Annotated in this window: 25 protein-coding genes; 9 read left to right on the top strand and 16 right to left on the bottom strand. The window is 38.9% G+C overall.

What is annotated here, in order from left to right; all coding sequences use genetic code 11:
• Positions 1-354 precede the first annotated feature (354 nt).
• Together MHB65_RS08815 and MHB65_RS08810 are read right to left on the bottom strand one after the other, a co-directional pair.
• The gene (locus MHB65_RS08815; RefSeq protein WP_342443151.1) at positions 355-1,551 is read right to left on the bottom strand and encodes an MFS transporter; all 1,197 of its coding nucleotides are present in this window, start codon (positions 1,549-1,551) and stop codon (positions 355-357) included.
• Positions 1,551-1,949: a MarR family transcriptional regulator gene (locus MHB65_RS08810; protein ID WP_342443150.1), complete on the bottom strand. Its 399-nt coding sequence runs from the start codon at positions 1,947-1,949 to the stop codon at positions 1,551-1,553. Before MHB65_RS08810 ends, MHB65_RS08815 begins: the two co-directional genes overlap by 1 nt.
• Before the next feature lie 170 nt (positions 1,950-2,119).
• Between MHB65_RS08810 and MHB65_RS08805 the strand changes: the two genes are divergently transcribed.
• On the top strand, positions 2,120-2,674 hold the full coding sequence (locus MHB65_RS08805; RefSeq protein ID WP_205442572.1) for a DJ-1/PfpI family protein: 555 nt from the start codon (positions 2,120-2,122) through the stop codon (positions 2,672-2,674).
• A 33-nt stretch (positions 2,675-2,707) separates the two neighbouring features.
• Here MHB65_RS08805 and MHB65_RS08800 read toward each other — a convergent pair whose 3' ends face one another.
• The 5 genes from MHB65_RS08800 to MHB65_RS08780 form a co-directional block, all read right to left on the bottom strand.
• Positions 2,708-3,034 carry a DUF3889 domain-containing protein gene (locus MHB65_RS08800; RefSeq protein ID WP_342443149.1) on the bottom strand — a complete coding sequence of 109 codons (327 nt, stop codon included), beginning with the start codon at positions 3,032-3,034 and terminating at the stop codon, positions 2,708-2,710.
• Positions 3,035-3,117: 83 nt separating this feature from the next.
• A complete protein-coding gene (locus MHB65_RS08795; RefSeq protein WP_004269370.1) occupies positions 3,118-3,249 on the bottom strand; it encodes a hypothetical protein in 132 nt (43 codons plus the stop codon).
• 14 nt (positions 3,250-3,263) lie between these two features.
• Positions 3,264-3,488 (bottom strand): hypothetical protein, encoded by a 225-nt coding sequence (locus MHB65_RS08790; RefSeq protein WP_004269369.1) that lies wholly within the window; start codon positions 3,486-3,488, stop codon positions 3,264-3,266.
• Positions 3,489-3,614: 126 nt separating this feature from the next.
• Positions 3,615-4,451 carry a type II pantothenate kinase gene (coaW, locus tag MHB65_RS08785; protein ID WP_342443148.1) on the bottom strand — a complete coding sequence of 279 codons (837 nt, stop codon included), beginning with the start codon at positions 4,449-4,451 and terminating at the stop codon, positions 3,615-3,617.
• A 413-nt stretch (positions 4,452-4,864) separates the two neighbouring features.
• The gene (locus MHB65_RS08780; protein ID WP_205442568.1) at positions 4,865-5,599 is read right to left on the bottom strand and encodes an SDR family oxidoreductase; all 735 of its coding nucleotides are present in this window, start codon (positions 5,597-5,599) and stop codon (positions 4,865-4,867) included.
• Positions 5,600-5,812: 213 nt separating this feature from the next.
• Between MHB65_RS08780 and MHB65_RS08775 the strand changes: the two genes are divergently transcribed.
• Positions 5,813-6,634, top strand: coding sequence for a squalene/phytoene synthase family protein (locus MHB65_RS08775; RefSeq protein ID WP_342443147.1), 822 nt, complete (start codon positions 5,813-5,815; stop codon positions 6,632-6,634).
• Between the two features lie 41 nt (positions 6,635-6,675).
• Here the strand turns inward: MHB65_RS08775 and MHB65_RS08770 are convergent, their stop codons facing one another.
• Positions 6,676-7,164: a metal-dependent hydrolase gene (locus tag MHB65_RS08770; RefSeq protein ID WP_205442566.1), complete on the bottom strand. Its 489-nt coding sequence runs from the start codon at positions 7,162-7,164 to the stop codon at positions 6,676-6,678.
• A 159-nt stretch (positions 7,165-7,323) separates the two neighbouring features.
• Between MHB65_RS08770 and MHB65_RS08765 the strand changes: the two genes are divergently transcribed.
• Positions 7,324-8,556, top strand: coding sequence for a ferric reductase-like transmembrane domain-containing protein (locus tag MHB65_RS08765; protein ID WP_342443146.1), 1,233 nt, complete (start codon positions 7,324-7,326; stop codon positions 8,554-8,556).
• A gap of 37 nt (positions 8,557-8,593) precedes the next feature.
• Here the strand turns inward: MHB65_RS08765 and MHB65_RS08760 are convergent, their stop codons facing one another.
• Complete coding sequence (locus MHB65_RS08760) at positions 8,594-10,624, bottom strand: methyl-accepting chemotaxis protein (RefSeq protein WP_342443145.1); 2,031 nt, start codon at positions 10,622-10,624, stop codon at positions 8,594-8,596.
• Between the two features lie 194 nt (positions 10,625-10,818).
• Between MHB65_RS08760 and MHB65_RS08755 the strand changes: the two genes are divergently transcribed.
• Positions 10,819-11,445, top strand: coding sequence for a nitroreductase family protein (locus MHB65_RS08755; protein ID WP_342443144.1), 627 nt, complete (start codon positions 10,819-10,821; stop codon positions 11,443-11,445).
• Between the two features lie 352 nt (positions 11,446-11,797).
• Positions 11,798-12,295, top strand: a complete 498-nt coding sequence (locus MHB65_RS08750; RefSeq protein WP_205442560.1) for a hypothetical protein — start codon at positions 11,798-11,800, stop codon at positions 12,293-12,295.
• A 28-nt stretch (positions 12,296-12,323) separates the two neighbouring features.
• On the opposite strand, the gene MHB65_RS08745 is transcribed toward MHB65_RS08750, so the two are convergent.
• Positions 12,324-13,379 (bottom strand): DUF1835 domain-containing protein, encoded by a 1,056-nt coding sequence (locus tag MHB65_RS08745; protein WP_342443143.1) that lies wholly within the window; start codon positions 13,377-13,379, stop codon positions 12,324-12,326.
• Positions 13,380-13,516: 137 nt separating this feature from the next.
• On the opposite strand from MHB65_RS08745, the gene MHB65_RS08740 reads away from it, so the two are divergent.
• On the top strand, positions 13,517-14,686 hold the full coding sequence (locus tag MHB65_RS08740; protein WP_342443142.1) for an alanine--glyoxylate aminotransferase family protein: 1,170 nt from the start codon (positions 13,517-13,519) through the stop codon (positions 14,684-14,686).
• A 445-nt stretch (positions 14,687-15,131) separates the two neighbouring features.
• Here MHB65_RS08740 and MHB65_RS08735 read toward each other — a convergent pair whose 3' ends face one another.
• Positions 15,132-16,460 carry a D-serine ammonia-lyase gene (locus MHB65_RS08735; RefSeq protein ID WP_342443141.1) on the bottom strand — a complete coding sequence of 443 codons (1,329 nt, stop codon included), beginning with the start codon at positions 16,458-16,460 and terminating at the stop codon, positions 15,132-15,134.
• On the bottom strand, positions 16,450-16,923 hold the full coding sequence (locus tag MHB65_RS08730) for a YaiI/YqxD family protein (RefSeq protein WP_089935008.1): 474 nt from the start codon (positions 16,921-16,923) through the stop codon (positions 16,450-16,452). Before MHB65_RS08730 ends, MHB65_RS08735 begins: the two co-directional genes overlap by 11 nt.
• Before the next feature lie 175 nt (positions 16,924-17,098).
• On the opposite strand from MHB65_RS08730, the gene gdhA reads away from it, so the two are divergent.
• The 3 genes from gdhA (at position 17,099) to MHB65_RS08715 (ending at position 20,174) form a co-directional block, all read left to right on the top strand.
• Complete coding sequence (gene gdhA, locus MHB65_RS08725; RefSeq protein WP_342443140.1) at positions 17,099-18,472, top strand: NADP-specific glutamate dehydrogenase; 1,374 nt, start codon at positions 17,099-17,101, stop codon at positions 18,470-18,472.
• 215 nt (positions 18,473-18,687) lie between these two features.
• Positions 18,688-19,374, top strand: coding sequence for a phosphoribosylaminoimidazolesuccinocarboxamide synthase (locus MHB65_RS08720; RefSeq protein ID WP_342443139.1), 687 nt, complete (start codon positions 18,688-18,690; stop codon positions 19,372-19,374).
• 146 nt (positions 19,375-19,520) lie between these two features.
• Complete coding sequence (locus MHB65_RS08715; protein ID WP_205442553.1) at positions 19,521-20,174, top strand: Yip1 family protein; 654 nt, start codon at positions 19,521-19,523, stop codon at positions 20,172-20,174.
• An 86-nt stretch (positions 20,175-20,260) separates the two neighbouring features.
• On the opposite strand, the gene MHB65_RS08710 is transcribed toward MHB65_RS08715, so the two are convergent.
• From MHB65_RS08710 to MHB65_RS08695, 4 genes are all read right to left on the bottom strand, one after another.
• On the bottom strand, positions 20,261-20,809 hold the full coding sequence (locus MHB65_RS08710; protein ID WP_342443138.1) for a methyl-accepting chemotaxis protein: 549 nt from the start codon (positions 20,807-20,809) through the stop codon (positions 20,261-20,263).
• The gene (locus MHB65_RS08705; RefSeq protein WP_342443137.1) at positions 20,785-22,008 is read right to left on the bottom strand and encodes a methyl-accepting chemotaxis protein; all 1,224 of its coding nucleotides are present in this window, start codon (positions 22,006-22,008) and stop codon (positions 20,785-20,787) included. The genes MHB65_RS08710 and MHB65_RS08705 overlap by 25 nt, the downstream gene beginning before the upstream one ends.
• Before the next feature lie 237 nt (positions 22,009-22,245).
• Positions 22,246-23,448: a malic enzyme-like NAD(P)-binding protein gene (locus MHB65_RS08700; RefSeq protein ID WP_205442551.1), complete on the bottom strand. Its 1,203-nt coding sequence runs from the start codon at positions 23,446-23,448 to the stop codon at positions 22,246-22,248.
• Positions 23,449-23,852: 404 nt separating this feature from the next.
• On the bottom strand, positions 23,853-24,683 hold the full coding sequence (locus tag MHB65_RS08695) for an MBL fold metallo-hydrolase (RefSeq protein WP_342443136.1): 831 nt from the start codon (positions 24,681-24,683) through the stop codon (positions 23,853-23,855).
• Between the last annotated feature and the right edge of the window lie 30 nt (positions 24,684-24,713).

Raw genomic sequence — 24,713 nt, 5'->3', positions numbered from 1 at the left:
CAAAGGCGATTTGCAAAGTGATGAAAGTAAACCATCTCACATGCTGGCGAGGCAGGGACGGTTTACTTTTTTTGTGTAAAAGTAAATGACAATGCAAGTACCGAAACAATAAGTGTTGAAAGACTTATCGCAACCATCATTGCTTCAAAAATAGTCAATGGCATCAACTCCTTTCTCTTCGATAAGCTGAATGAGATAGGTTAAAATTGTGCCAACCGCCCATGAAACCTCTATCTAGTTACGCTCTTATTATACCATATTTTGGTCAATAACGACCGCGCTGCATGACTGAATTTTCATAGCCTATGATCGCTTCTAATAATAAAAACAGTTGGGACAGACCCAACTGTTTTACTATATATTCACTACTTTTTTCGGTTTCATCTTTGCAAGGCGTACTAGATAAATAATAAAGACAACCCCTAGTAAACCTGCACCTGACAAGTAGACTGAAGCATAACCTGCCTGTACAGCCACCATTCCTAAAATATAGGAACCTAGTGCGATCCCAAGGTCAAACATCGTAAAATAGGTTGCTGTTGCGTAGCCACTTCGCTGGATGGCTGTGGATTGAACGGCTAATGCTTGCAAGCTTGTCGTCACAGCTCCATAGCCGAAGCCTACAAAAATAGCAGCACTCAAAAATAACACGGGTCCTTCTACAAAAGCGAGCATAACGAGTCCGATGGCGAAGGAGATAATGCCAGGAATAATAACAAATTGCGGTCCCTTCGTATCATAAAGTTTACCTGTATACGGACGCGTAATTAACATGGATGCTGCAAACACTGCATAAAAAAGACTGGCCACAGCCATTAAATCCTTTTGCTGTGCATAGACCGATAAAAAGGATAAAACACTGGCATACGAAAAGGCAACTAAACTAGCAATCGCAGCAACAGGTAATGCTTTTCGCTCAAATAAATCATCAAATTTAAAGGTTATTTTTCCTTCATGGGCAGGTTTCGGTAAATCATCAGTATTGACCGTTAACGCTAAAATTCCTCCTGCTAAAACGCAAATACTCATAACAATGAACAATACGTTAAAGGTACTATATTGAATTAATAATAAGCCGATAAATGGCCCGATGACAACTGCTAGATTCGTAGACATCGTAAAATAGCCAAGCCCCGCCCCTTTTCGTTTAGCAGGAACAATATCTGCGGCTAAAGAACCCGCGGCTGTTGTGATAATGCTAAAGAAAATCCCTTGAATAAAACGAAGACCAAGTAAAAGTCCAAATGGATGAATAAATAAATATAAAACGGTACAAATAAAATAGCCCACTAAGGAGAGGACTAATAGTTTTTTCTTACCAAATACATCCAACAGTTTTCCTGAAAACGGGCGCACAATGATAGCTGACAATAAAAAGCCAGACAATAGAAGCCCTGCCTCCTTATCCGTCTGATGTAGCTCCCCTATTGCATAAAGAGGCAAAGTCGTTACAAGTCCATAAAATACAAAAAAGACTGAGATATTCGTTAAAAATAGACTAATGAAACGCTTCGTCCATATCTGTGTATTCTCTTCTTGCTGCATGTCCATCAACCTTTCATTTTTTCCAATAGCTTCAGAAATTGCTGCTGTTCTTCAGCAGTTAATGACCCTACCATTTCTTCTTCAAATGCTAGAATAGTTGCTGTAATGGCTGGTAGGCGCTCCTCTGCTTGTGCAGATAAAGTCACAATCTTTTCTCGTTTATCCTCACCATTTAATCGTTGTACCCAGCCCAATGACTCAAGCCTTGTAATCGCTCTTGTGATACTTGGCGCTTCCACATTTAAATACTTCCAAATTTGCGTTAATGTCATCGGCCCATTTTTATGTAAGCAATATAAAATGGTCCATTGAGAACTATATAAATGATGCTGCTTCAGCACTTCATTTAAGCAATTAGTTAAATAGCGATTTTTTTGGAATAAAGCATGGAAAATTGGATTCATCGCTGTCTACCTCCTGAAAAAAATATTTACCTAGCTAAATAAATACTATACGCTTCATTTTTTTCTTTGTAAAGGAAGTAATTTGGAAAGATGGCTCAATCATCAGCAGGAAATTTTTTGCATGTGTCGAATAAAACTTAGTAGATTCACAATGTAAAGGAGATGGAATCATGGGGAAAAAGGTTTTAATACTTGCAGGAGATGCAGTAGAAGCTTTAGAGATTTTTTATCCTTATTATCGTTGTCTTGAGGCAGGCTATGATGTCACTATTGCAGCACCATCAGCTAAGAAATTACAGACCGTATTACACGATTTTGTAGATGGCGTCGATACATACATCGAGCGACCTGCCTATGGTTTAGAGGCACATGCTTCTTTTGCTGATGTTGATCCAACCCATTTCGATGGATTGATTATTCCTGGTGGTCGTGCGCCAGAATACATTCGTTTAAATGAGCATGTTCCACCACTCGTGTCCCATTTTTTCGAAACCAATAAACCGATTGCAGCCGTTTGTCACGCAGCACAAATTTTCGCGACTATTCCTGAAGTGCTAAAAGGACGTGAGCTAACAGCCTATATTGCCTGCAAGCCAGAGGTGCAAGTGGCGGGCGCTACTTATATTGACGCCAATCTTCATACAGATGGCAATTTAGTAAGTGGGCATGCATGGCCTGATTTACCAGGCTTGATGCGTGCATTTATTGAAAAGCTAGAAGGTTAAAGTACAAGGATGCCTATTTTAGGCATCCTTGTCTTATGAAGTACTTTCTTGAAATTCAATTTTTTCTACTTCTTGCGTTGTGGTTTGATAGCTGATTCTGACATAAACACCAAATTCCTTATCAGGCTGCTTAAGCCAAAGCTTAAACTTCTCAATGGTTGATGTTCCATGTACTTCCTTGCCTTCATGCAAATAATCCACAATCTTGGCCGTAGGATATTTTGCCTTTACCTCTTTGATAGCCATCTGTCCCCATTTTGCATAAGCGGGTGTTTCTTGTTGTGCATTTGCAACAACTGGTAGATGTATAAACACAGCAAGACAAATAAAAAGAAGTCCAAGTAAATAAAATTTCCTCACTTGAATCACTCCCTTTTTGACTGTATAAAGAAGCACATACGGTAAAAAATAAGAGCTCCAAAAAGTTTTGGAGCAGCTTGTCTTTATTGCTTTGGCTGTTGAGGATTATTATGAATGACTTGGTTAAACTCCGCTGAGTACTCCTCACGATCATTCTTTTTATGTGTATCTTCCTTCTTTTTCTTTTTAAAGCTTGTTTTCCTCTTTTTCGCCATGATTTGTACCTCCACTATTTCGTTTTATTAGACTGCTGGTTTTTATCATGATTTGTTTTATTATTTTTATTTTTAGCTTTCGCATCAAATTCTGCTGCGAACTCTTCGTTCAAGTTGTCATTCGGATTGTTATTATTGCTATTACTTCGATCAAGATCTTTGCTTTTGTAAGTACCAAAAGGATTATGTGTTCGCATATTCATGGTTTTACTGTTGTTTCGATTATTACGTTTGCCCACGTAACTTCACCTCCTGCACATAATTTGTTCAAGTAGAGGCGTTACTATGTAGGTAATTTTCTTCGCTATTTGTAAAAAAAATGAACATGACTAATCTGCATTAGTCATGTTCATTCTTATCTGTCTCTAGACAATTGTATATTCTGTAATGTTGAGCAATGCTCCGACAGCGCCTGAAAAGCCATGATCGTTTATAAAGACAGGTGTATGCTTCTTCGTGCGTGTATAATTTGCAATCACACGGGCAAGATGAGCATTATTGCTGAGAGTTGATCCAATATAGACAATATGCTGAGCCTTTTTTTCTTCCGCATATTGAATGCTAAGTGTTGTGATGACTTCGCCTACTAGTCCCTGAACCGTCGCAATAATATCCTCGGCCGGATGTTTGATGGACTTTGTAATGCCTACTTTCCCAAAATTACTCGCAGTTAAATGACCATCAATCGGTGTATCCATGCCCTGATAAATGTCCTTAACCAATAAATCAATACTCTCACGATGGCCATTGTCAGCCATTTCTCGTATCTCATTGTAATCGGTAATACCTGTTGTAAGCGCTGACAATCCAATTAATGTCCCACCACCAACGCCTGTTCCGCCAACGCGAATATGGGTATTGCCTTCCATATAATGAATAGAAGTGCCTGTCCCAATATTGGTGATCATACTACGCTCAAAAAAGTAGCCTTCTTTATTTAATAAAAATCGGACACCCTTTAATGTTGCTTCAAATTCCACTATATAATGAATCGATTTCATTGTTTTAATGACATCAAGTAATTGCTCTGTACGTCCCCCCGTAACACCAATATCCTCAATATCTGGATGGTCAATAATCCATTTTTTTACAGATTGCAAATCATTAGACGGAAAGGTTGTTAAAATAAGTTCATTTTGTTGATCTAAATAAGCAACCTTTGTCAATGTGCCACCTGCATCAATACCTATAGCCTTTGGCATACAATTCTCCTTTGTTTTTATTACGTAACTTCCTCATACAATGATTGCAGTTTACGCGATGATTAAGGCAACTAATAAAGTACATGCCCTCTTTGGTACTAAGGATTTTGCAAGGAGTTTTGTGTGCCAAAATCCTGACCAATTAATTTGTTCGTACAAAAGCTAAACGCTCAGTACAATCCCCCAAATTGTGTAATGACATTTTCGCCCTTTCTAAACTTTAACGCTGTTGAAATGATTGTGCAATAACTTCGTAAACTTTCATGAAAAAATCACGAAAAATATCAAATTTTTTCTAATCGATAGCTGAATTTTAATGCATTTCGAAAGCTTTATCATCATTTTACTAAAAAAATAAAAAAAGTGAAAATGCACTGCTTGAACAGGCATTTTCACTTTCCTATAGCGATTAATTAGCGTGCTGAATAGCCGCCGTCAATGACAAGCTCAGCACCTGTAATATAAGAAGCTTCATCTGATGCTAAAAATAAAATAGCATTTGCTACTTCCTCTGGTTGGCCAAGGCGACCCATTGGTGTTGCTCTTACTAACATATCCATTGCTTCTTTTGCTTCAGATAATTTAGCTGTCATGGGTGTTTCAATGACACCAGGGAATACTGTATTAACACGAACATTGAAAGCACCAAGCTCTGATGCCGCTGCTCGAGCAATCGCACGTAGAGACCCTTTAGAGGCTGTATAAGCATTAAAGCCTGCGCCAATAATCGCTGTGTAAGAGGATGTATTAACAATAGAGCCTTTCCCAGCTTCTTTCATATAGTTAGACGCATGTTTAATGCCTAGGAATGGACCAAAAGCATTGATATTATGCATGATTGACCAGTCCGCTTGTGTAATTTGATCTGGTCCTTTTTCGGATGAAATACCAGCATTATTAATTAAAATATCAATGCGACCATATTTCTCGACAATGGCTTTCGTCACTTCTGCCCAGTTTTCGTCTGAGGAAACATCTAATTTCATGCCCTCTACATTGTCTAGCTCGGAGATTTTTGCTAGGTTCTCTTCATTAATATCAGCCGCAATTACCGTAGCTCCCTCTTGCGCAAACAATTTCGCCATTGCTGCACCCATACCAGATGCGCCACCAGTAATCATCGCAATTTTATTATCTAAACGTCCCATTTTCTAAACTTCCTCTCTTCTGAAATGTGGTTTAACCTATACTTTTGTCCACAATAAAAGTATAGGTTTAAATAGTTTACTATTAAACTATATCATTCTCAGGAAACGATTTCAAAGAATATCTCTCTAAATATGAACAATCTGTTTTATCTTTCCCTATTTTTACGATACGATATACTATAGATGTGGAACCATTTGAACGGAGGAATACAAGTGAACGAGCAAAAAAGACTTTACAAAGAAGCGATGCAGGTTTTGAAAGATACAAGCCGCACGTTTTATATACCGATTACTTTTTTAAAAAATGATTTAAAGGTGTCGGTGGCTGCTGCGTATTTAGCTATGCGTGCCATTGATGAAATTGAAGACCATGAAGAGCTTTCTAATGATGTGAAATTTGATTTGCTGTCAGCAACGAGCGAATTATTAAAGGACACTTTTAATGAAGAAGCCTATCAAGCATTACTCGCGCCTTATGCAGACCAATTACCTGAAGTATCTCTTCGTTTAGCAGATTGGCTGACATTTTGCCCTGAGGAATCCAGAAAAATTGTGCAGGCTTCCACAAGTGAAATGGCTTTTGGTATGGCAAAATGGTCAAAAGCCAATTGGCAGGTCCACACACGTGAGGATTTAGATGATTATACATACTACGTGGCTGGGCTTGTTGGGACGATGCTGTCTGAGCTTTGGGCATGGGGTGCAGGCATTCAAACCGATCGCGAGCTAGCAATTGGCTACGGTCGCGGATTACAGGCTGTCAACATCTTACGAAATCAGCATGAGGATTTAGATGAACGTGGTGTAAGTTTCGTACCTGACGGGTGGACACGCGAGGATTTATTTGCTTATGCAGAAGAAAATTTAGCTAAAGCAGATCTGTATATGAAGGATATCAATAAACGTACTATTCTGCTGTTCTGCCGCCTACCACTTGCCTTAGCCCACAAAACACTAAAGGCAATGCAGGAAGGACGAGAAAAAATGACTCGTGCCGAGGTTGAGCAGACTGTTGAAGAGGTACAGGCCGACTAACATCAAAAGCCCCAGTAAACGCATACTGGGGCTTGTCTTATTTATATTGCCTCAATAAATCTTACAATCAATTCATAGCTCAAATAGATGGATAGCATTGATAACAACATCAGTACAACCCCTTCCACCTTGCTACCTGTTTTCGTTGTAAGCGGAAAACGAATAGAGACAGATGCAGGGAAAAACAATTTAACCCCTTTTTTTGTACACATATCAAGTACGATATGGCTAGCCATTCCGATAATAATTCCAATAGATATCGCTCGATAAGGAATCAACATATGTAATAACACCATCATGCTTATTAAAAACAACAAACTATGTGTAAAGGAACGATGTCCAAATATCGTATTCACTAGCTTTGCGATGAGGGGAAATGTACGACCTATTTTACTACCTCTATGACAAATATCTGGAAGTAATGCACCGATAACCCCTGCACCTACTAAGACAAGTGGGTTATCATTTGAAAACTGTGCAAAGGCAAGACTTGCTGTAATGCCCCCAACGATATGGGTATTCCCTTGCATAAATTACTTCCACTCCTTCTCTCTCTTATATTTTCTTTCTTAATGTAACATAATTCGACACGAAAGGGAACACACATTCCGAACATACGATCGAAACTTTTTATTCTATATTTGTATAGCTAGAGAAAATATGGATAAACATAGAGGTGGAGGTTAGATATGAGAGCTTATAAAGGAATACTTTTTATTTTATTCATTATGTGCGGTAGTGCTTTGCTTTGGTATTTTGCCAAACCTATGGCACCCATCCATCCGTTGAACACACTAAGTCATGTCATTGGAGGCTTAGCCATGACTAGTTTATTCCTTGTATTCTTCTTAGCTACAAGAAGTAAAATTTTGGAGCGTTGGTTCTATGGTCTTGAGCGAGTCTATTTTTATCATAAATTACTAGCTATCCTTTCACTTGGATTGATTCTTATCCACGGGCAATTACAAAAAATGGTTCCTGATGAGGAGCTAACACATCGAACGTCACTCAATGAATTCGCTAAAGAACTTGGCGAGCTTGCCCAATACGGCTTTATCATCCTAATCGTTCTTGCCTTTATTGCAAAATTCCTGAAGTATGAGCATTGGCGTTGGCTCCATCGCTTATTACTTGTGCCCTATACATTCGGTATTTATCATGCTTATTTCTCTAGCCACTATGATTTATTACAGCCCTCAGCTTTAGGTATTTTTACAGCACTCACAACTACAATTGGATGTATGTCTGCCCTTTATATGCTGACAATGTATCAGGATATGTTCTTTCCCTATAAAGGTCATATTTCATCCATTCAAAAGTTGAGTCCCAATGTAATGGAAGTTGAGCTGACGCTGGCGAAAAGGCTTGATTATCGCCCAGGACAATTTCTCTTTCTGAAAATCTTTCAAGAAGGCATCGAAAAAGCACCGCATCCCTTCTCTATTTCTGGGGGGCATGGACAACAAATCAATATTAAGATGAAAGCTGTTGGAGATTATACAAAACAGGTTTACAACCTTATTCAAATTCATACAGAGGTGGCTGTAGATGGTCCATATGGTCATTTTGATTTCGATAAAGGGCATGAGCAGCAGCTTTGGATTGCTGGTGGTATGGGCATCACACCTTTTCTTGCCTATTTACACACGAAGCCTAATAAGAAAATTGACTTATATTATTCCTTTCACGGGCAAGACAATGCCATCTACAAAGATTTTTTACAGGATTATGCGCAAGTAAACGACCATTTTACAGTCACGTTGATCGATACAACGCAGCAGGACAGGCTCTCTGTTGATGCGTTATCCATCCCTGCACAAACAAGTATTTTTATTTGTGGACCCAAAAAAATGATCAAGCATTTCAAATCGACTGCACCTAAGAAAAATGTACAGTGGGAAGCCTTTTCTTTTAAAACCTAAAAAGGTGTACACCTCCATATAGATGTACACCTTAGCATTAAATAGTGAACTTAGTTGCTTCTTCTTGCAGATTTTGAGCAAGTTGTGCTAACTGCTCAGAGGCTATGGACATTTCATTCATGGTAGATGCCTGCTCCTCCGTGATGGCCGATACATTTAATGTATGATCATTCGTTGCAAGTGCTTGTTTGCTAATTGCTTGCACTTTTACGGTCACTTCATGCAGATTTTCAAAGGCATTCGATGTCGTTTTACTTGTTTTTTGCATCGTGTTTTGGAGTCCTTCAATTGCGCTGGCAATCGTATCGAAGGTCATGCCTGCTTGCTGGACAGAACCAATACCTTGATGGGCAATTTTTCGACTTTGCTCCATCATCACTACCGCTTCATTCATTTGTTCCTGAATCGTCTGCACGACCTTTGCAATATCTAATGAGGCACGGCTAGTTTGTTCAGCAAGTGCTTTGACCTCTCCTGCTACAACGGCAAAGCCTTTCCCTGCTTCGCCTGCTCGTGCCGCCTCAATGGCAGCATTAAGTGATAGTAAATTGGTTTGGTCGGTAATAGCTGAAATGAGCTGACTCATTTGCTCTATTTGAGTCGAATGCTCCTTCAAGCCATTCACTAGATTGGCACTGCTGTCTACCTGTGCATGAAGATGGACAATATCATCCACGAAAGCTTGTATTTTTTGTGAGCCTCCTGTAGCCAGTTCAGAAGTTGTTTGCGATTGTTGGACCGCTTCATGTAAATCGTCCATGGCGGTCTTCATATCCCCACCTAATTGTGTTGTTACACCTTCTAACTCCCCGCTCACCTGTTGTTGTGAACTCGTATTTTCTGCCACCTCTTGCATAGAAATAGCTACTTCTGTGACAGTTTTATTGACCTCTTGCACACTTGCTGTTAATTCCTCCGCAGTAGAAGCAACTGTCTCCGTTTCAGCGACAATGCGCTGCATCATCGAACCTAATGCTTCCACAGAGTCATTATAATACTGCGCCATTTCACCAAATTCATCCTTTGTATGAACGGCCATTTGTTGCGTTAAATCACCTGTAGCAAGATAGCCTAAATGCGTATTCATCGTTTTCACTTCTCCACGGATATAACGAGCAAGGAAATAAATACTAATCGCAATAAGTACAATCAGAACGACACTGATCACGATTTGCTGCTGGAGCATGGCCTCTATTTCGCCGTAAAGCTCATTGGTTGGAACAAGTAATATCAACTTCCATGGCATATCCTGTAGTTGCTTAAATTGCAAGGTAAAATCTTTACCTTCACTCCCTGTATGTATCAGCTTTTGTTGCTCAGATAACTGTTCAACAGGTATGTTCAAATACTGCTGAATCGTTTCATTATTTACTTTTTTGACATCAGGATGCGTTAAAATTTTTCCATTTTCATCAATTAAAAATGCATAACCGCTCTCTCGAATTTTCACATCAGAAACGATGGTTTGAATTGAATCTAATACATAGTCTCCTGTAACGACGCCAATGGGAGTAGAATCCTTCACAATTTGTGTACCAAATGAAATAAACATTTCTCCTAAAGCTTCATCAAAATAAGGTGCTGTATGAACTACCTTATTAGATTGGATACTGTTACGATACCAATCTTGCTCATGAAAATGATAGGTAGGATCTTCATAAGCATCCGTAGAGACAATTTTTTCTTCTTCCTTATAGGCATACGGTCCAAAAATTTCACCCTTTGCCGCATCTTCCTCTAGCCATAATCCCATACCATACGTTTCCTTATTGAACGGCAATAGCTGTTGTACGTAGCGAATAAATTGTTCTCTGGTCATCATACTGTCAGCCGATTCTATTGTTGTCTTTGCACTATTTATAAGCTGAATGTGCGCATGCAGTTTGCTCTCAACGGAGCCTGCAACGTCATCCGCTAGTATAGACATTTCATTTTCAATAGAGCTTTCAAGTTCGTTGGATACGTTCAAATAGTTAAGGAAGGACATACCACCTAAAAAAACAGTGATGACAGGAATAAGCATTCCGATTTTTGCCATAATATTTAAATTTCCTAATAGCTTTTTCATTCACCTTCACTCCATATCTATTATTATTGCTCTATTTATTCTCTAGTATAAATGGATTACACCTACAAAAATATGTTTTTTTTGTAACTTTTAAATCCTATATTCAAGACTCTTTAATTCGAGCAATTTACTTGGAAAATGAATTCATTTATCGTATAGTAAAAATCGCATCATACCATGAAGGAGACAAAATAATGACAGTGACAAAAAGTTCTTTAAATAAAATTATGCATGAGCGTAAATCCGTTCGTAAATACGATGAAAACTATAAAATTCCGCAACAACAATTAGAAGAATTACTTGTAGAAGCAACATCTGCTCCATCATCTAGTAACCTACAGCCTTGGCGCTTTTTAGTGATTCAAGATGAGGCGGTCAAAAAAGAGCTACGTGCTATTGCCAATAATCAAGAACAAGTAGAAACTTCCTCAGCGATTATTGCTGTTCTAGGCGATACAAAAATGTACGAAAATGCGGAAGCTGTCTTTACAAAGAACTTCGATCTTGGCTATATTAATGAGGCAACAAAAGATTTAATGATTAACAACTCGGTCAATCTATATTCTCAACTTCCACAAGAAGTATTAAAAAATATCGTTACATTTGACGCTGGGCTAATTTCCATGCAAATCATGCTGCTAGCAAAAGACATGGGCTACGATACAGTGCCAATGGGTGGATTTAATAAAGAAGCTTTCGCTCAACGCTTTGAATTAGCTGATCATATCGTCCCAGTTATTTTAATTGCGATTGGTAAAGCTGCAGCACCTGCTTACAATTCTTCCCGTATTGAACTAGAACATATTGCCAAATTCATTTAATACACGTGAAAATAGTCATCTTACGAAGTAGTTAAGATGGCTATTTTTATTTTTTGTGGCATGTCTTACGCATCTATCATCATAGGATAGTAATGGTTTGCAAGTAGCAACTATCGAAATGAATAAAACGCAAAATGATTCTCGAAAACTAGCATAATAATGGTCCCAAGGATATTTTTTGCATTTTTATCATAAGCTACGCAAAAAATCATCATTAAAGACTTACACAACCGACTTTATTCTAGTACATTTGTGTGATTTCTACTAAATATTACATATAAATCGTTGTAGCTTAAACACTTGAGGATTGGTATGATTAGGAGGTATTTTCATATGAAGGGAGGTTTTTCTGATGAATTATGACTATAATGATTCTTATTATTACTCAGATTTAGATGCAGCCATGGGTGGTTTATTTTTTATCTTTATACTAGCCGCTCTTGCTATTGGTTTAATTGCCTACATTATTAGTGCACTTATTTATTTTATGACATCTAAAACAAATGGTTTTGGAGATGTAGCTTATATCGCTTGGATTCCCATTATTAATGTATACAGTCTCTTCCTGCTGACAGCTGGTGGGGATACTCGAGAAACAGTACGTGCAACAGCTCTAAAAAATACGCTTATTTATGCGGGCTTGATCATCGTTTCGTTTATCCCATTTATCGGTATTCTCGCTTCTTTAGGAGCAGCAGGCTTTACACTCTATTTCACGTATCGCCTATTCTACCGCTGGTGTGGCGAAACAGGTAAGGCTGTACTATACACAATCTTAATGGTTATAACAGGTGGATTGTTCTTTGCTATCTACGGCTTAATGCGTATGAACAGACCTTTCGTAGCTTAATTCACTATTTTAAAACCTCTTTACGCCCTCAGGCTAAAGAGGTTTTTTGACGTATTCTCACAGAGTAATGGTGCATTGATTTAGGAATCCCTTTTAACTCAAAGACCCCGCTATATACTAAATAGCGAATTCTATATTCTAAAAAGAAGATATTTGGAGGAGCATCCATTCTTGTTAATAGCGCTGAAATGAATGTTCCAGTGTGAATAAAGTCGGTATCCCCTTGCTCCTCATGAAGTTGTCTGAGCGTTGACACAATCAATTTATCATAATAATCCTCTGGCACTGCTTGAATTTGCTGTTGTAGCCATAGACGGCAAACATCCTTTGTCTGTGCTAAACTTTCCCACTGCTGTTGAAAAATCAGACGCTCCTTCGCAGACAGCTTCTTTTTTGCATACAGTTCTATATCCCAATGACGATTTATAGCATCTTGTTCGCCCGTATCAATCAGAACAACTTCATTTGTTTTATCACGTAATAGATAGAGGAAAAACCGTAGTCCACACTGATCTTCTGCATTATGCCCATACCAAATGTAAATCGGCAGGTTGCTTGGAATATCCTGTATCTCTCTGATTGTGTTCATCAATTTGTTTAGATTTACAAAATCGTCCATTCCATCATTAATATTTTCCCTTAGCCACTCATCACGGAATGCCTGTCCCCTTTTTTCATCTAATTTCCATAATGGCCCGATCGATAAATCCTCAGGAAACCCGATAACATATTTCGGTGGAGCAAGTGCCACTCGTAAAGAGCCTGCTGCAGATTCCGAGCAAACGATATGTACCATTTGTGCTGAAGTCGTGGTCATGACCTGTTGTATATAATCATTAATAATCTCTACCAAATGATGGAGCTGTTCCTGTGCCACAAAAAAAGACCATCCCTGCTGAGGCGTGCTTTGCTCATGATGAAACGCCGTAAATGATTCAGATGGCTGAAGCTCAAACCCCTGCCATTCCCCCTTCCTCATCACATCTGTGATTGTGATATACTCTAGCGCTTGAATTTTATATACCAGCACTTGGTTTGTGTCGTATAAGAAATAGATAAATGGATAATGCATGGATGTTTCCATTCCCACAACCTCCTTTTTAAAAATTGTACCACAATGACAATCTCTTCCATCATTAAAAAAGTAGTTAGCTAGCACAATAAATATGCTATTATTATAGTTAGAAAATTTTGAATTTCTAACAAAGGGGATTGATGAATATGTATGAAAATATTTTAAGACATCCAGGGCCAACGCCGATTCCAAAAAAGGTTCAGCTTGCGATGAATCGGGATATTTTTAGTCATCGTAGTCAGGAATTTGTAGAATTATACCGAGAAACCATTGAATTAGTAAAGCCTGTTTTTGGTACCACACAAGATATCTTACTTTTACCATCTGGTGGGACAGCTGCGCTTGAGGCTGCGGCAGTTAATACCGTTTCTGCTGGTGAAGAGGTTGTCGTCATCACGGTTGGAGCCTTTGGTGACTATTTCGTCTCCATCTGTGAGCAATATGGCTTCCATGTACATAAGCTGGAAAAGGAATGGGGACAAGCTTGCACAGCCGAAGAACTACGAGCTTTTTTACAGCCATTACAAAATATTAAAGCCGTTTTTGTTACGTACAATGAAACATCTACAGGCATTTTAAACCCAGTCGCTGAACTAGCACAGGTCATCCAAGAGGAAACAGATGCCCTCGTTATTGTAGATGGCGTAAGCTGTATTGGTGGCGCTCCTGCTGAAATGGATGCTTGGGGTATTGATATTCTTGTGACGGGCTCTCAAAAAGCAATGATGCTTCCACCTGGACTCTCCCTCGTCAGCGTTAGCGAAAGAGCTTGGAAAGTTATTGAAGAAAATCAAACACCTGCTTATTATTTAAATCTAAAAAGCTATCGTAGCTGGGCGGAAAAGGGCATGACGCCTAATACCCCAGCAATCACACTGATTTATGGATTGCACGAAGTATGCAAGCTTATTGAACAAGAAGGTGGCTTTACTCAGACAGTTGCCCGCCATGAACTCATGAAAAACATGGTGCGCAATGCAATGAAAGCATTACACATTGAGCTATTAACTGAAGATCAATACGCTTCTCCAACTATCACAGCAATTAAAACACCTCAGGGAATAGATCTTGGCGAATTTTTGACACACCTCAAGCAACACTATCATTTAGATTTTGCAGGCGGACTTGGTCATCTACAGGGTAAAATTTTCAGATTCGGCCATATGGGCTATTGCTTCCCAAGTGACATTTTACAAGCCGTTTCCCTATTGGAGGCTGCTCTACAAGACTTCTCCTATGATTTTGAGCCAGGAGCAGGCATCCTTGCCGCACAAGAAGTATACTTAGCAGCACACCGCAAAGCACTACAACGTTAAAACAGCAAAAACAGGCGGAGAATTTTCTCTGCCTGTTTTTAAAATGGATTTTAGCTATCTTGAAGTTGCGGTGAGCGTTTGTAGACGCTATCTGAGCGGGGGGACTCACTTTTTGAGCGCTTTTGACTCCTGTCTGAGCGGAGTGACTCACTTTTTGAGCGCTTTTGTCCCCTACTTGAGCGGGCTGACCCACTTTTTGAGCGCTTCTGTCACCTATTTGAGCGGGTCACACCACTTTTTGAGCGCTTCTGTCACCTACTTGAGCGGGTCACACCACTTTTTGAGCGCTTCTGTCACCTACTTGAGCGGGTCATCTCACTTTGTGAGCGCTTGAGACTCCTACTTGAGCAGGTCACCCTACTTCGCGAGCACTTTCCACCCCTGCTAGAGCAGAATAAAAATAACTCAGGTCACGCCGCCATCCAAACAAAGCATCCTACCATTTTTAATTAATTCCCTTGGCCTTCGCTAAATAAGCAGCTCGCATTGTTGGAGGGACCATACTGCCACCGGTTGCCCATACGAAATGTGTGGCTTGTGGTAGATGGTTTACTAATGCATGCTTTTCTAGATAGGATTGACCTTGCTGCAGTAAGCGCATGGCTCCAAACATCCCTGCGTGTGCAGATGGTTCTAAAAATAATTCTTCACTTTCCATGGCTAACCCTAGGGATGTAAATAATTCTTCATCTGTCACCGTATAGCAACCACTTATATACGTCTCCATCACTTTTCCTACAAATTTGGAGGCGCGACCGACCGCTAGCCCATCCGCTTCTGTTTTATTATCAAGGCCAATATCCTCTACACTGATTGCATCATGTAAGCCTGTCATCAGCCCAATGGTCATACAAGGAGAGGCGACAGGTTCTGCAAAGAAAATATGCACATGTTCACCGTAAATTTCTTTTAATCCATAGGCAACACCACCTGGTCCGCCACCTACACCACATGGTAAATATACGAACAATGGATGTGCTTCATCCACTTTAATATTCGTCCTTTCTAGCTGTCCTTTTAAGCGCTTTGCGGCTACAGCATAGCCAGCAAATAAGTCCTTTGAATTTTCATCATCAATAAAATGACACTTTGAATCTTGCTCAGCTTCTTGTCGCCCCTGTTCAACGGCTACACTGTAATCGGCTTCGTATTCAATCACTGTGGCTCCTTTTTCTCGCAATAAGGCTTTTTTCCACTCCTTGGCATCACTCGACATATGTACGTCGACATTAAAGCCGAGCTTCTTGCCCATAATGCCGATACTTAAACCTAGATTTCCTGTAGAGCCTACAGCAATCGTATATTGCTGGAAGAACAGCTGCCACTCCTCTGTTGCTAAAAGCGCATAATCATCCTCTTCTTTGAACCTTCCACTTGCCAGAGCTAGCCTTTCTGCGTGTTTTAATACCTCGTAAATCCCCCCACGTGCCTTGATGGAACCAGAGATGGGTAGAGCATGATCGCATTTTAAAAGCAATTGGCCAGGTATCGCCACACCATATGCTTGTTCAATAGCACCTTTCATTGCAGGGATCTCCTTGATGGTGGACTCAATCAAACCATCACTTTCTAAAAGCTCAGGAAATGCTACTTTTAAATAAGAAGAAAAACGTTGCAATGTTGCTTCTGCATCCTCCACTTCAGGCATAGTAAAGAGCGTTGTTTCAGGATTTTTTACCCAATTTGTATTTTCCCACAATACAGTATCCTTATTTGCTAGATCTTTCAACTGCGGATATTGTTCAAATAGTTCGTGTTTCTGTTCATTTTTCACCTGTAGATTCCTCCATTTTATGGGCTAAAATTGCTCGTTCACAAATTTGTCGAAATTTCATTTCAAACGAAATATTGTTTTCTTGTGTTCTTTTTTTAGGTCCCTTTGTTCGACCTCCTGCCCTTCTAATTTTTTGACCAACATGACGCATATCGAGCAAACGTTCGATGTTCTCATCAGACATCTCTCGTCCATTTTGATCAATCGGATACCCTCCTCGTGCTAAAACCATGGCAGCTAATCCGTAATCCTGTGTAATGACAATATCGTGTTTTGAAAGCGCGTTCACTAGCGTAAAATCAACCGAATCTGGACCTTTGGGTACAATAATTGTTATTACATTATCACGTTCAACACGGTGGGATGTATCGCAAAACAAGATAGTTTCTATCTCAAACTCAGATGATATAGATAGCGCTAAATCCACGACTGGACAGGCATCAGCGTCTATTAGAACCTTCACAATAAGGCATCATTCCTTTCTCGTAATTAGATGAATAACTCAACCTCGAATTATTTCAATATAATATTTCCACAACCTCTCTTGCTCAATTTTTCACAAACTCTTAAAGTATTTTATTGAATAGTTTGAAAAATAGATATACGATACACCTATCAACTAAATGGGGGTTTTATTTATGACAATCACAACTGTTAGCAATGAACAATTAGCAAAAGAATACCTAGATGGCGTATTTGAGCAACTTAAACAACAGAACAGTCATCAAGCGGAATTTTTACAAGCAGCTGAAGAAATTTTTATCTCATTAGTACCTGTATTCGCTCAGCATCCTGAATATATTAAGGCCAATATTTTATCTCGTATTGTAGAGCCAGATCGCATTATTTCTTTCCGTGTAGCTTGGCAAGATGATAACAATCAAGTACAAGTGAATCGTGGCTATCGTGTGCAATACAGCAATGTCATGGGCCCTTACAAAGGCGGTCTTCGCTTCCACCCTTCCGTAAACGAATCCATCATTAAGTTCCTAGGCTTTGAGCAAATCTTTAAAAATGCTTTAACAGGGCAACCAATCGGTGGTGGTAAAGGTGGTTCAAACTTCGATCCGAAAGGTAAATCAGACTCAGAAATTATGCGTTTCTGCCAAGCATTCATGACTGAATTATACCGTCATATTGGTCCTGATGTCGATGTTCCTGCTGGTGATATTGGTGTAGGTGCTCGTGAAGTAGGTTATTTATGGGGTCAATATAAACGTTTAACAAAAGCAAATGAATCAGGCGTATTAACTGGTAAGACTCCTGGCTATGGCGGCTCTTTAGCACGTAAGGAAGCAACTGGTTACGGTACTGTTTACTTTGTTAATGAAATGCTAAAAGACGTAAACGATTCATTCGAAGGAAAAACAGTGGTCGTTTCTGGTTCTGGGAATGTATCGACGTATGCCATTGAAAAAGCGCAACAGTATGGTGCAAAAGTGGTTGCTTGCTCAGACTCTTCAGGCTATATCTATGACCCAGAGGGCTTAGATTTAGATGCCATCAAAGAAATTAAAGAAGTAAAAGGTGACCGTATCTCAACTTACGTTAATTACCGACCAAATGCTACTTTTACAGAAGGTTGTACAGGTATTTGGACAATTCCTTGTGACATTGCCCTACCATGTGCTACGCAAAATGAAATTAACGGTGAGTCAGCTCGTACATTAATTTCGAATGGTGTGAAAGCAATCGGTGAAGGTGCGAATATGCCATCAGACCTTGAAGCGATTAATGAATTCCTAGATGCAGGCGTATTATTTGGTCCAGCGAAAGCCGCGAATGCTGGTGGAGTTGCGGTATCTGCTCTTGAAATGGCACAAGATTCTAGCCGCGTATTTTGGTCATTTGAAGAAGTAGATGCGAAACTTCATCAAATTATGAAAAATATTTATACAGACAGCAAAGCAGCAGCAGAAAAATATGGCTTCCCAGGAAACCTAGTAGTTGGTGCAAACATCGCTGGCTTTATCAAAGTAGCAGATGGAATGCTTACTGAAGGTGTCTATTAATAACATTCTATTTTCATTGTTTCCCAGGATTTGAATTCGGAATATTCTTAATTTCAATCAAGGTGGTAACGAACATTCGTTATCACCTTGATTTTTATTTGCAATTTCGTTATAAAACATATAAATAAACGCTTAAAACGAACATTTTTATTATTAAATATTTAAAACATTCGTGTTATAATTTTAGAGTACTATGAAATATTGGAGGTTTTTTTGTGGAATTATTGTATACAGGTAAAACAAAAAATGTGTTCAAATTAGAAGACGGCCATTATTTATTAAAATTTAAAGACGATGTTACGGGAGAAAACGGCGTGTTTGACCCAGGTGCAAATACTGTTGGTTTAACGATTGATGGTGCTGGCTTAGCTGGTTTACGCTTGACTTCTTATTTTTATGCAAAATTAAACGAACAAGGTGTTCCTACACACTTTGTAGATGCTAACTTTGAAGATGCAACGATGACAGTAAAACCGGCAACAGTTTTCGGGAAAGGTTTAGAGGTTATTTGCCGCTTCAAGGCAGTTGGTTCATTCCTACGCCGCTATGGTGCCTATGTAAAGGAAGGACAAGACTTAGACTCCTTTGTAGAAGTAACAATTAAAGATGATGATCGTTTAGATCCTCCAATTTCTGAAGATGCTTTAGCGATGTTAAACCTGTTAACTCATGAAGAATATGCCATTTTAAAACAACGTACAATTGAAATTTCCAAATTCGTAGGGGCAGAGCTGGCTAAAAAGGGCTTAACGCTTTATGACATTAAATTAGAATTTGGCCGTGATGCGAAAACGAATGAAATTTTATTAATCGATGAAATTTCAGGCGGTAATATGCGTGCTTACAAAGGTGAGCAATATATCGAACCGTTAGAACTTGAAAAAATTATGTTAGCTGAATAATAGAATCATTCTTAAAAAGAGTCGACAATTACGACTCTTTTTTTATGTGCGAGCTTATTTTTATTTTCCACGAAACTTTTCCTTCCTTCACTCGTATATTAACTATATGTAACAAGCAATTATTCTATTATTTTGGAGGTAGTTTGATGGAAAACTTGAATGAGACATCGAAAGAAGAGAGGTCAAAACTAAATCCATTTTTATCGGTTTGGCTGCATCCAAAGCAAACGACTCGTTATATGATTGATGAAAAATCTATTGGCTTTGCTATTTTGGTTTTATCTATTGGTTATATTGGCTCCCTTATGTCTGGGTTAATTGATTCGGAATTATTTCCTGATTTTTCTCCATGGCTTTTAGTCTTATTATGTGTCGTTTTTGCTCCTATTGCGGGTATGATTGGAACAGCTATTTCTGCACTCATCTCATGGCTATTCGGGAAATTATTTAAAGGTACTGGAACATACTCGGACTTATTTAAAGGATTAACCTTAACAGCCGTTCCATATATTGTACTGGTTCCTCTTTATATTATTTGGTTAATGACTGCACCAGATTCATTATTGGATCCGAATTTCATGGGTACGTTGCCGTGGATTTTTTGGCTAACTATTTTAGTTAACATTGTTATTACAATCTGGTCTTTTGTTATTTCCGTTGGTGTAGTTGCTGAAGCACACCAGATTTCGAACTGGATGGCTTTCTTCACCATCTTTATTCCAGCCATTATTATATTCATCGTATTATTTGTTCTTTTCTTTGTCATACTCATCGGTATTATTGGCGTTGGCATGGTCTAAAAAATCTCCCCTCTGAAATGAACTACACCCTCAATTATCTATCTGATCATTGAGGGTGTAGTATATCAAAGAGCGGGAGATTTTTTCTACAGTTTAAATTGGGCTATTAACCCTTTCAATTGTAAAGCTAATTCGGATAATTGCGCAGATTGTCCTGCCATATCCTCCATAGAGCTACTTGTCTCTTCCGTAGTAGCCGTTGTCTGCTCAACACCAGCAGCAGATTCCTCCGCTACAGCAGCAATTTCTTGAATAGAATTATTCATTTTATTGCCATCCTCTGTTACCTTCGATAAATTTATTGAAATTAATTTAACACTTTCCACTACATCATTGACGGAATGACTAATCGTATTAAACGTTTCGCTAGTAGCCTTTATTTGATTTGTTCCTTCTTTGACCTCTTGATAACCATCCTCTAAAGAAGTTGTTACGACAGCAAAATCTTGCTGAATGTTCGTCACAATCGATGTAATGTCGTTAACTGAAAATGCCACTTGTTCTGCCAGCTTGCGTACTTCATCTGCTACCACTGCAAATCCTTTACCCTGCTCACCAGCTCTAGCCGCTTCAATTGCAGCATTCAAAGCTAGCAGGTTAGTTTGATCTGCTATATCTTTAATGACAACAACCAATTTTGAAATTCCTGTGCTTGGGCGTCTAAATTTTTCACTTTCTGTACTGCATTTTGCACCATGCTATCAATCTTCACCATTTGAGAATTGGAGGATGTCATTAATTGATCGCCTTCTTTTGTTAACGTTAATACTTCCAAAGAAGATTGATGAATATGCGCACCATGTTGATTCGTCTCTTGCAAATCAACAGTAAAGCGTTCCATTAGAGACGTTAATTCATTCGAATGATGGGCTTGTCCTTCTGCACCTGATGCTAATTCATGCATCGTAATCGCCACTTGCTCCGCTCCCTTGTTTACTTCATTGGCAGATTGTGTAAGTTCTTTACTAGAAGTATTAATCAGATCAGAAGCTTGTGCAATATTATGAATCATATCCTTTAATTTCAATTGCATTTGATTCATTGCAGTTGCTAACTTGCCTATTTCATCCTTTGATCGGATGGATATGCTTTCTTGAGATAAATCCCCTTGTGCAAAAAGCTCCATAGCATGAGCCACACGGTTAATCGGTTTCGCCATACTACTTGCATATTGCCAAATCACAAATATCCCCACAATAACGGCAATAGCAATCACAAGGATTGTTAATTTTAAAATACTTTCTGCTGGTTTATTGAAATCAATTAAATAGGTACTTGCGCCAATGACCCAGCCCCAATAAGGATCCGTTTCGGTATACACACCCTTTTCTTCTAGTTGGTTTGAATTGGGTAACGCCCATTTATAGCTTACAAAACCACCGCCGTCATTCCCAACAGCAATGATTTCCTGCATATACTTAAACCCGCTGTCATCTTGTTCATCCCAGACATTAGAGCCTTCGATGTTAGGGTGTGCAATAGAGTTTCCTTTTTGGTCAACGACAAATATATAGCCGTTATCACCAAGCTTAATATCCTTATTAATTGGTCGCTTCCCTTCGTTATCCTTCTCACCTAAAATCGCAATCTTTACTTTTTCTTGTGCTTCCTCTAAGGATAGATTACCTGCCTCTACCTGTTGATTGAATTGTTCAATCATGGCAATGGTCATTTCAACACTGTTTCGTAAATTTTCTTTTCCTACTGTCTCTAAATTTGCTTTACTTTGTTGATAGCTTGAAAACCCAAGTATTATAAGGGGAATCAACAAAAGTAGCAAAGAGAAAGCAATCAGTTTCGCCTTAATGGATCGAAATTGAAATAATGATTTCATGTGCTCAACACCTCTTTTTATATAAACTTTAGGCCTGAGCTTTGCAATAAAAAGACAAAAATCAGGATTAATTATTCCAAATTTAAAATATCAAACATTACATAATTCCTATTAATCTTATTACATAAAAATACAAACAACAACAACTTTCGAACAAATTCGCCATAAAAAAAAGACAAATCGAGAAAAGCCTATAACTTTTCTCGATCTGTTTTACTTTCAAGGAGGTATCATTTTTTAGACAGATAGTGCTGTACTTTGCTGGAATAGCTCGGATACGCCAGATTCTACAGCTGCCCCACTTACTGCGCGTGAGACGATTGCCACAACGCGCTCATCTAAAGATTTAGGCACAATATATTCTTCCTTTAGTTCCTTGTCACTCACCAGAGAGGCAATCGCTTCAACAGCGGCTAGCTTCATCGATTCATTGATATCCGTAGCACGCACATCTAACGCTCCACGGAAAATACCAGGGAATGCGAGAACATTATTAATCTGATTTGGATAATCTGAACGGCCCGTTCCCATAACACGTACACCCCATGCTTTGGCATTTTCATACGTAATTTCAGGATTTGGATTGGCTAAGGCAAAAACAACTGGATTTTCATTCATGGATGCAATATGTGCCTCTGTTAATAGGTTGGCAACAGAAACACCAATAAAGACATCCGCACCTGTTAGTGCATCCTCCAGCGTACCATGTAGCTTCTCTGGATTTGTCAAATGAGCAACCGCTTCTTTAATCGGATTCATCCCCTCTGTACGTCCCTCATAAATGATACCTTTTGTATCGCACATATAAATATTTTTATAGCCCATTTGCACAAGAATGCGTAAAATCGCAATACCTGCAGCACCAGCACCGTTAATCACAACCTTCATTGTTGCTACATCCTTTTGCACAATACGATTGGCATTAATCATCGCTGCGCCTACAACAATCGCTGTTCCATGTTGATCGTCATGAAAAACTGGAATATCACATTCTTGACGTAGGCGATCTTCAATTTCAAAGCATCTTGGTGCTGAAATATCCTCTAAGTTTACCGCACCAAATGTCGGGGCAAGCGCCTTCACAATGCTGACGATTTCATCCGTATTTTTCGTATCTAAGCATATTGGAAAAGCATCAACATTGGCAAAACGCTTTAGTAAAATCGCCTTCCCTTCCATTACAGGTAATGCCGCTTTCGGTCCGATATCTCCTAACCCTAAAACCGCTGTCCCATCCGACACAACAGCTACCATATTGCCCTTCATTGTATAGTCATACACAAGCGAAGGATTTTTCTCAATTTCCACACATGGTGCTGCTACCCCCGGTGAATACGCCAAACTAAGATCATAGGAATCTTGTACCGGTACCTTTGAGCTCACCTCAAGTTTTCCGCTATAGTGTGCATGCATTTCTAATGCCTTTTTCATTACGTCCATTCTATCCCATCCTTTTCCCTTTTTTTATTGTATTTCAGAATCATAATACTTTGTGAAAATATAGTCAACGAATTTTCTGTCAATTTATTTTTATCTTCAAAAATTCAATGTTTATTGACTTTCAATACATTATTCTGTCAAATTAAACATTTCACAATCAATTATTTTAAAATAATTAATACAATTCTTGACACATTGTAAAATGTACAAATAGAGCCATTTTGCCTGTTCAACTTTTCACATAGTATTTTTCTTATGTAAATGAGAATTTTTTCACAAACTTATGTAAGCGCATCCATTGTCCCAACTGACTTCGTCACAATTTATCCACATTTTTTCACAAAGTTTTTTGTTATGCAGATAAAAGTATTTGTGAAACTTTTAACAAGCCAAAAAAAGAGCCCTTATATAAAGGACTCTTGGGTAAAATGATTAATAAAAGCCGTGATAATATGCTTGGAAGACCATTGTTCTCCTGAAACTTTTGTAATCGGATAATCACGAGGAAAAATTGTTTTGGTGATTTCTTCAACAGAATAACCTTGCATAAACAATTGCTTCACTTTTCCCTCCATATCTTCCAAATAAGCAATTTTTTCTTGTATTTTCGTTCGACCATCCTCTATAAAGCCTGCATGACAGCAATAGACGACATCGAAATCATAGTGTACTATTTTCCTCAAAGACGCCAAGGTATGGACAATATTTTCTTCATCAAGCACAACCTTCGTCTTTGGCTGGATAAACAAATCTCCTGTAAACATAGCGCCTGTTTCTCGATTATAAAAAGAAAGATGATCTGCAGTATGTCCAGGTGTTTCAATGACATCCCATATGGCTGAATTCGTTTGTAACGTATCACCAAATGGTTGGGCAACAAACGCTGGTCGTTCCCCCCACAATGCCTGACGATAAAGTGGATAGTCCCCATCCTCAGCACAGAGATTGACTGAATCACGATGAATATAAATCGGTACATTCTTATGACGTTGAATCCACGCTGCATTTCCTGCATGATCCTCATGACAATGCGTTAATGCCAATTGCTCTATCCGTATATCGTTAAAAAAGGATTGAAATTCCTGCGACAGTGAGTAGGAGCCTGTATCAATCAGTAACCCATCCACAAAAAAGCTGTACACACTCATGCCAATCCCCTGAACCGCAACTTTCCCGTGCGCACATTGTACACCCCGATGCTGTAGAATCTCTATACTTTTCTCTCGTTTAAACATCCTTCTCCCCCTTTGCCCCTTGTACAAAAA

This window comes from Lysinibacillus sp. FSL K6-0075 (assembly GCF_038592945.1).
GTDB lineage: Bacteria > Bacillota > Bacilli > Bacillales_A > Planococcaceae > Lysinibacillus > Lysinibacillus fusiformis_F.
This window is presented reverse-complemented; position numbering and strand designations above follow the sequence as displayed.